Origin of the sequence: Lacticaseibacillus manihotivorans DSM 13343 = JCM 12514 (assembly GCF_001435035.1) — a bacterium.
Lineage (GTDB): Bacteria > Bacillota > Bacilli > Lactobacillales > Lactobacillaceae > Lacticaseibacillus > Lacticaseibacillus manihotivorans.
In genome coordinates, this window is the sequence record NZ_AZEU01000063.1 from 25,254 (window position 1) to 32,855 (window position 7,602).

General features: G+C 47.1%; 8 protein-coding genes. 6 read left to right on the forward strand and 2 right to left on the reverse strand.

The window, feature by feature from the left end; genetic code table 11:
* The first annotated feature begins 17 nt into the window (after window positions 1-17).
* The 5 genes from greA to FD01_RS03880 all read left to right on the forward strand — a co-directional run bounded on the left by greA (window position 18) and on the right by FD01_RS03880 (window position 5,538).
* Complete coding sequence (greA, locus tag FD01_RS03860; protein WP_054715501.1) at window positions 18-488, forward strand: transcription elongation factor GreA; 471 nt, start codon at window positions 18-20, stop codon at window positions 486-488.
* A gap of 83 nt (window positions 489-571) precedes the next feature.
* Window positions 572-2,125: a UDP-N-acetylmuramoyl-L-alanyl-D-glutamate--2,6-diaminopimelate ligase gene (locus tag FD01_RS03865; RefSeq protein ID WP_054715504.1), complete on the forward strand. Its 1,554-nt coding sequence runs from the start codon at window positions 572-574 to the stop codon at window positions 2,123-2,125.
* Between the two features lie 14 nt (window positions 2,126-2,139).
* Entirely contained in the window at window positions 2,140-2,889 is a 750-nt protein-coding gene (locus FD01_RS03870; protein WP_056962708.1) for an aspartate/glutamate racemase family protein, read from the forward strand.
* 754 nt (window positions 2,890-3,643) lie between these two features.
* On the forward strand, window positions 3,644-4,663 hold the full coding sequence (locus FD01_RS03875; RefSeq protein WP_056962709.1) for a Gfo/Idh/MocA family oxidoreductase: 1,020 nt from the start codon (window positions 3,644-3,646) through the stop codon (window positions 4,661-4,663).
* 14 nt (window positions 4,664-4,677) lie between these two features.
* Window positions 4,678-5,538, forward strand: a complete 861-nt coding sequence (locus FD01_RS03880; RefSeq protein WP_054715510.1) for an aldo/keto reductase — start codon at window positions 4,678-4,680, stop codon at window positions 5,536-5,538.
* A gap of 34 nt (window positions 5,539-5,572) precedes the next feature.
* Here the strand turns inward: FD01_RS03880 and FD01_RS03885 are convergent, their stop codons facing one another.
* A complete protein-coding gene (locus FD01_RS03885) occupies window positions 5,573-6,502 on the reverse strand; it encodes a sugar-binding transcriptional regulator (RefSeq protein ID WP_056962710.1) in 930 nt (309 codons plus the stop codon).
* Complete coding sequence (locus FD01_RS03890) at window positions 6,502-7,275, reverse strand: DeoR/GlpR family DNA-binding transcription regulator (protein WP_054715513.1); 774 nt, start codon at window positions 7,273-7,275, stop codon at window positions 6,502-6,504. Before FD01_RS03890 ends, FD01_RS03885 begins: the two co-directional genes overlap by 1 nt.
* Before the next feature lie 154 nt (window positions 7,276-7,429).
* Between FD01_RS03890 and FD01_RS15975 the strand changes: the two genes are divergently transcribed.
* The gene (locus FD01_RS15975; protein WP_156647262.1) at window positions 7,430-7,591 is read left to right on the forward strand and encodes a hypothetical protein; all 162 of its coding nucleotides are present in this window, start codon (window positions 7,430-7,432) and stop codon (window positions 7,589-7,591) included.
* Window positions 7,592-7,602: the final 11 nt, after the last annotated feature.

The window sequence follows — 7,602 nt, forward strand, 5'->3', positions numbered from 1 at the left end:
ATGGCGGAGGCTTTGATATGCAATATCATCCAATCACCAAAGCAGGGGTGCAAGCCTTTGCTGACGAAATCGAACAGTTAAAAAAAGAGCGGCCGACGCGCATTAAACGCCTTGCCGAAGCAGCGGCATTAGGTGATCGTTCTGAAAATGCGGAATACTCTGCAGCCAAACGTGATCTCAGGCAACTGGAAAGTCGCATGCGTTATCTCGACAAGCTGATCCGCTATGCTGAAATCGTGCCGACGCCAACTGGGGATACGGCTGAAATCGGCACGCAGGTCACGATCGAATTTGGCCCAGCTGATGACGATACTTATGCTTTGGTCGGTCCCAAAGAATCTGGCCAAGCTGAAACCAATTTAGCCAGTGATTCACCGCTGGGGTCAGCGATTTTACATCATCGTGTCGGGGATGCGGTCAGCGTGACGGCACCGGCAGGAAGTTATCAGGTGACGTTGACGAAAATCGTGGTACCAGACGGCTTGTAACATTTTCGTCGTATTGTTAATCTGCTATAATAGAGGCTGCTACGCGACGGACTCGTCGCACTCGCTCACACAAGGAGATCATCATGGCATTATCGTTGAATGCATGTATTTTATTACTTAAAGAACATCACTTGCTGAAAAGCTCAGCCGTCCAAAATTCCATGGACATCCAAATGTCTGGTATCGCTTATGATTCGCGCAAAGTCTCAGGCCCAAGCCTGTTCTTCTGCAAAGGCTCGCACTTCCGCCCGATTTATTTGTCGATGGCCAAGGACAATGGTGCGATCACCTATGTCGCCGAGAAACCGTATGTTGAAGGCAATGGGATGAACGCCTTGATCGTGGTGAATGTCACCAAAGCTATGGCGATTTTAGCGGCAGCTTTCTACGACTTCCCTCAAGACGACTTATTTGTCATTGCTTATACTGGGACTAAAGGCAAAACCACGTCAGCTTACTTCACCCGTGGCATTTTGGAACAAGCGCACCCTAAGCGCGTGGCCTTGTTCTCGACGCTAGATCGTATCGTCGGCCCGAACCCGGATCAAAAATTCAAATCAGATTTAACCACACCAGAATCATTGGACTTATTCCATGACATGCGCCAAGCTGTCGATAACGGCATGACCCATTTGGTGATGGAAGTTTCTAGCCAAGCCTATTTGCGCAATCGCGTGTTTGGCTTGACCTATGATGTCGGCTTTTTCTTAAACATCACGCCTGATCATATCGGCCCAAACGAACATCCGAACTTTGCGTCTTACTTGCATTCCAAAATGCAGTTAATGGTCAACTCGCGCAAAGTGGTGATCAATGCCGAAACCGATCACTTCGATGAAGTCTACGCAGCGGCAACGACCACGACTTATCCAGATTCGATTTATCTGTTTGCTTCTAGCGACTTCAAGCCTAAGCGCGATGATTTGCATATCGACTTCCGCTTTGAAAGCCAAACCTTAGATACGACTAAGAGCCGCTTTACTTTGGTGCCAGTCACTGAAAAAGCAGCAGCGTTAAACATCGGCGGTCCATACTCATTGAGCTTGATCGGTGACTTCAACGAATCTAATGCCACAGCGGCGTTGATCGGTGGGGGCTTAGCTGGTGTTGATGGTGCCAAAGCCAACCCTGGGATTTCTACCGTTCAGATCCCTGGTCGCATGGAACAATATCCAGTTAAAGACCACGGGTTGGTGTACGTTGATTACGCCCATAACTATGGCAGCATGACGGCGTTGATGCATTTTATCAAAGCGGAATATCATGACCCGAAGATCTTAGTGGTCGTTGGTGCCCCTGGGGATAAAGGCGTTTCACGTCGCCCTGGATTTGCCAAAGCCTTGACTGAATATGCCCAAGTCGCATACTTGACCACTGATGATCCTGGCTTTGAAGATCCAGCAGACATTATCGATGAAATCGATGCGGGTATCGATCATGATAAAGTCACGGTCAACAAAGTCTTAGATCGTCAAACTGCGATCGAAGAAGCCATTGCGGCAAGCAAACCCGGCGACATTGTCATCGTCGCCGGCAAAGGTGCCGACCAATATCAAAAAGTTCGCGGCATCGACACCCCATGGCCATCTGATTCCAAAGTCGTGCAAGCAATTGCCGACGCCTCGCAACAAAACTAGGAAGAAGGCTAAACATGCGACGCTTTTTTACCGTGATCGGCGGGATGGGTACCGCTGCCACCGAAAGCTACGTCCGCTTGCTGAATGCGCGCAGCAATGCCAAAAAAGATCAAGACTACATGGATTATATCTTAGTGAACCATGCCTCAGTGCCTGATCGTACCAGCTACATCTTGGATCACACCCAAGAAAACTTCTATCCTTATCTCAAAGAAGATATCGAACAACAAAGCTTGTTGAAGCCTGAATTTATGGTGATGGTATGCAACACCGCCCATTACTTTTATGATGACCTCAAAAAGCTGACGACGATCCCTTTGATCCACATGCCTCACACCGCCATTCAAACCATGGCCAAACAATATCCTGATGAACACCGCATCGGCTTGATCGCCACCAAAGGCACGCTGGCTGATGGCATCTATGCCAATGAAATCGAAGCCACCGGCCGCGAAGTCGTGCTCGGCGATCAACAGATCCAAGATATGGTGATGACGTTGATCTATGACAACATCAAGGAACATAACCGTGTGGATCCTGAGTTGTATCACGAGATCTTAAAGCAAATGCATGACCGCTTCGGTGTGAATGTGATCGTGCTAGGCTGTACTGAATTATCGTTAGCTCAAGAAAAAGCCCCAGATCATCCTTATCAAGTGATCGATGCCCAAAGCATTATCGTGGACAAAACCTTGGCATTAGGCCGAGCGTTCCGCGAAGATGAGGCTAAAGGTAAAGCGATGCTTGATGAAATCATGCAGTAAGCAATTGGCCCAGACATTTTGTCTGGGTCTTTTTAATCTTCCAGCTAGGAATCTCAATTGCCTAGCGGCACGAAAATTTGTGGCCTCCAGCGCCTTGGCGACACTGCGGAAAACTGGACAAGTTGCCGGTGCGGCCGGCTGCAGCTCTCGAACAAAGACCGTTCGAGGAGCTTTCGCCTAGATTTTGAACCAAAGAAAACCACTTTGTTTCAAAATCTGCCGGTAGAATCTGCGCATGCCGCCAAAAAACGGCGTCATTCTTGATTCTACTGCCACGGGCGATTGTCCAGTTTTCCTCCGTTCTGCCAAGGCGCTTCCGCCCACAAATTTTCTGCGTTGACATCACTAGCTCACAGATTGAACACGCTGAAGTTCAGATATCGCAAATTTTGCTGATTATTGAATGTGCGTTGACCTCATATGTTTTGTAGCCATCAGGTGCCAGTGGTCTAACGTAGTGGAGATAATTTGAGGGTGGTGTTGTGAAAGTGATATTGCCGTGAGACACCGGGCTTGTGGCTCGCGAGCAATATCACCGGTAAATTTTGAGACAAGCGGTTTTCTTGGCTCAAAATTTAGGTGTAAGAGCATCAGCGGTTTTTGCTGATCTCTGGAACCGGCCGCACAGTACCATCCTCAAATTATCGAAACGGAGTTAGACCACTGGCACCTGATGAGACAGTAGGCACCTATAAGTGCGTGCTTGTTTCACCGCTTACATTAGTATAAATTAGATACCGAGGGGGAATCGATCATGCAACCATTAACTATCGCCTTTATTGGCAATGGCAAAAGCACCAATCGCTATCACTTACCTTACGTTTTGCAACTTCCTGATCAATTTCAGGTGAAGACGATTTATGCGCGCCACTTGGATTCGCCTTGGCAAGCCATCGATGGGGTTCATTACACCACAGATGTGAATGATATTTATGGGGATGCTGAGGTATCGCTGGTGGTGATCACCACACCGGCAAGCAGCCACTATCAACTGGCCAAAGATGCCTTGAATCATGGCAAAAACGTTTTGCTGGAAAAACCATTCACCGATACAGTGGCACAAGCTGAGGAATTGTTCGCCTTGGCCAAGGCCAAAAACTTATTCTTGCAATGCTACACCAACCGCCGTTTTGATTCCGACTGGTTGACGGTACAAGCCGTGATCGATTCTGGTAAACTCGGCGACTTAACGGAACTAGATTCAACGTTCGACTACTTCCGTCCTGAAACGCCGACAAACTCAACTTATCACCCAGCGGATAGTTTCTTGTACGGCCATGGGACTCACACCTTAGATCAAGTGGTGGGGCGTTTTGGCAAACCAGATCACGTGCGCTATGATGTGCGCCAATTGCTTGGCCCTGGCAAAATGAATGACGATTTCACCGTAGATCTGTATTACGGCAACTTGAAAGTTTGCGTGCAATCCAGCTATTTCCGCATCACGTCGCGGCCAAGCTTTTCCGTTTATGGCACGCGCGGAAGCTTCATCAAACAAGATACTGATCGCCAAGAATTTGATTTGAAGCATTTTTATCTGCCAGATCACGACGACTTTGGGCTAGATCGCCCAGAAGATTTTGGCGTGTTGACTTATATGGATGCAGACAACCAGTATCACCAAGAAAAAGTCCCAACCGTGCGCGGTGATTACGGCCGCGTTTATCAAGGCGTGTATCAAACTATTGTCAATGGCGCGCCAAAAGTCACGCAAGATGCTGAAACCTTGCAGGTGATGCGGATGCTTGAAACTGGTGTGAAAGACTTACATTAGGAGGAATTGATTTAATGGCTCATTTAACGAAATTAACTGATACTTATACGTTGTCTAACGGCGTCGAGATCCCGATCGTTGGGTTTGGCACTTGGCAAACGCCAGATGGTGATGTGGCTAAAGCTAGTGTTGAAGCAGCGATCAATGCTGGCTATCGCCATATTGATACGGCTGCCGCTTATGGCAACGAAGAATCTGTTGGCGCTGGGATCAAAGCTTCTGGCATCAAGCGCGATGATTTATTTTTAACGACCAAGCTTTGGAATGCTGATCACGGCTATGACAATGCGATGAAAGCCATCGATACCAGCTTGACCAAGTTAGGCGTCGATTATGTTGATTTGTATTTGATCCACTGGCCAAACCCAGTGCAATATCGTGATAACTGGCAAAGCGTCAACGCTGAAACTTGGCGCGCGATGGAAGATATTCTCAAAGCTGGTAAGGCCCGGGCTATCGGGGTTTCCAACTTCCGCGAACATCATTTGGATGAATTGTATAAGACGGCGACGGTTAAGCCGATGGTCAACCAGATCTTCTTGAACCCATCTGACGCCCAACCGGAATTAGTCGCTTATAACAAAGCACATGGCATGTTGAACGAAGCCTATAGCCCACTTGGCACTGGTAAGATTTTTGCCGTACCAGAACTGCAAAAAATGGCCAAGCGCTTCGACAAGTCTGTGGCACAAATCGTTTTGCGTTGGTCCTTGCAACATGACTTCTTGCCATTACCAAAATCTGTGCATGCGGATCGCATTCAACAAAACACCGAATTATTCGACTTTGAATTGTCCCATCAAGATATGCAAGTGATCGATGCCCAAGCTGGGTTAGCTGGGGAATACACCGATCCAGATACCGCAACATTTTAAAGCAAATGAAAACCAGCCTTTGCGGGCTGGTTTTTTAATTCAGTAATTGACTGGCGGTGTCAGCATCTGTAATCAAAGTATTGACGACTCCAATTTGTAGCAAGGCTTTGATTGATGGGACTTTTTCGGTGGAGCGAGCAACAGCAATGCGAATCGGCGTTTGTTTTAGCGTTTCTAAAGGAATCGCAATGGTACGCTTTTGTAAATTTGGCGCCAAAAGTTTGCCATTGACGTCGTAAAATGTACAACAACAATCCCCAATTGCATGTTGGTCTTTCAGCATATCTCGGTCATCTGGCGTCAACAAATCGCGCCAACGACTGGTGGTTCGGCGAGTTAACGGGCCACCTACGCCCACTAACGCGATGTCCAAATGGGCCCAGTCGCGGGCCAACTCCTGAAAATATTTGGCATTCATAATGCCATCGCGTAAATAGCTACTTTCTTGAACGGCGGTCGCGTTGATGAAGACGCTGTTGCCCATAAATTTTCTCGCCAAATCATAAACAATCGTATTGACGTGATACTTGGCATTTGCAGCACTTGGACCGCCGACTAATGGTACAAACGTTGCGTTTGCAGCTTTGGGGTGATCCAGTTGGCCAACCATCAGAGCCAGACTTGAGCCCCAAGAAATGCCGACCAAATTATTTGGTTTAATGATTTGTTTGAGGTATTGCGCTGCTTCTTGAGCCAATGCGAGATCTAAGTCAGCATGATCTGAGTTGATTAAATCGACGTTACGCAAATGGTATCGCCGCTTTAGTTGGGCTTCTAAGTCGAGGAGATCAGCATCATTGGTATTGATGCTGATCGAAACGATATGCCGTTGGCGGGCTTGAGTCAATAATCGGCTGATCGTTGAGCGCCCGATATTTAAATTCTTAGCAATTTGGCTTTGCGTCTGATTTTGAATGTAATATTGATAGGCAACGCGAGTCAATAAGCGTTCGTCATGCATCATTAGGCCTCCGACTTGGTAACGATGACGTGAGTTAGTTGGCGTAGTTCGGCTAAGGTAGTCGAGTCCGTTTGTGCGTCAGTGATTAGATAATCGAATTGATCAAAAGGGGTGACTGCAATCAATGAAGTTTGTTCGAACTTGGTGTGGTCGAGTAAGGCCACGGTAAGCGTTGATTGCTGATGCATCTGTTGTTTAGCTTCTGCATCTGTAAAGCTAGATGAACAAGTGCCTTGCCGATTTTTAACACCACTGGAGCCAAAGAAGCTGATGTCCAATTGTAAATCGGACATGGCATCACGATTTTGGTTTTGAAACGCCATATCGTCCACGTTGTAGTACCCACCTGGCGTATAAAACGCATTGTCGCCATCTTTTAATGCGATTAACGATAATAAGGACCGCGTGACGATGGTCTTTTCATGGAATTGGGATAAGCCTTGCGCCACCAAGGCAGTGGTACTGCCTTGGTCTAAGCCGATGGTGTGCATTTGCGGTGTGATCAAGGCCAATGCGGCTTGGGCGATTGCCTGCTTGGCTTCAGATTCAGTAGTTTCGCGTGCCGCTACTGGTGGTAATGTGGCCGTTGGCAGCAATTCTGCTTGCCCATAGCGTTTGGCGACAATACCTTGTTTGGCCAGAATCGCTAAATCGTGACGAACAGTTTCGTCTGAGACGCCTAACGTTTGGACCAAGTTACTGACAGCAAGCGGGGATTGCTGTTCTAATAAAGTCAAAATTCGTTCGCGACGGTGTTGAATTCCGATAGCTTTCATATTGACGGCCTCCGTTTGTGTCTAATGTAGCATCCAATCCCAAGAAATTCAATTAGTTTCATTGAACATTTGTGCAATTCTATCAAAATCCAAGAAAAGCGTTGAATTAGTTCATGTGTCCGCTTAGACTTTTAATCAGAAAGGTGGTTATCTTATGATTGCAACGCAAACTTATCTCAATGCTCGGCCAAATTCTCAAATTCAAGTGATGAAGACCCACTTATTTAAAACTAAGCGTCAGATCTCAATTGAGCGGGCGATGTTATATACCCCTGGATTATTCATAGAATTTCAAAAAAGCAGCGCAATCCCATGATTCACACGGGA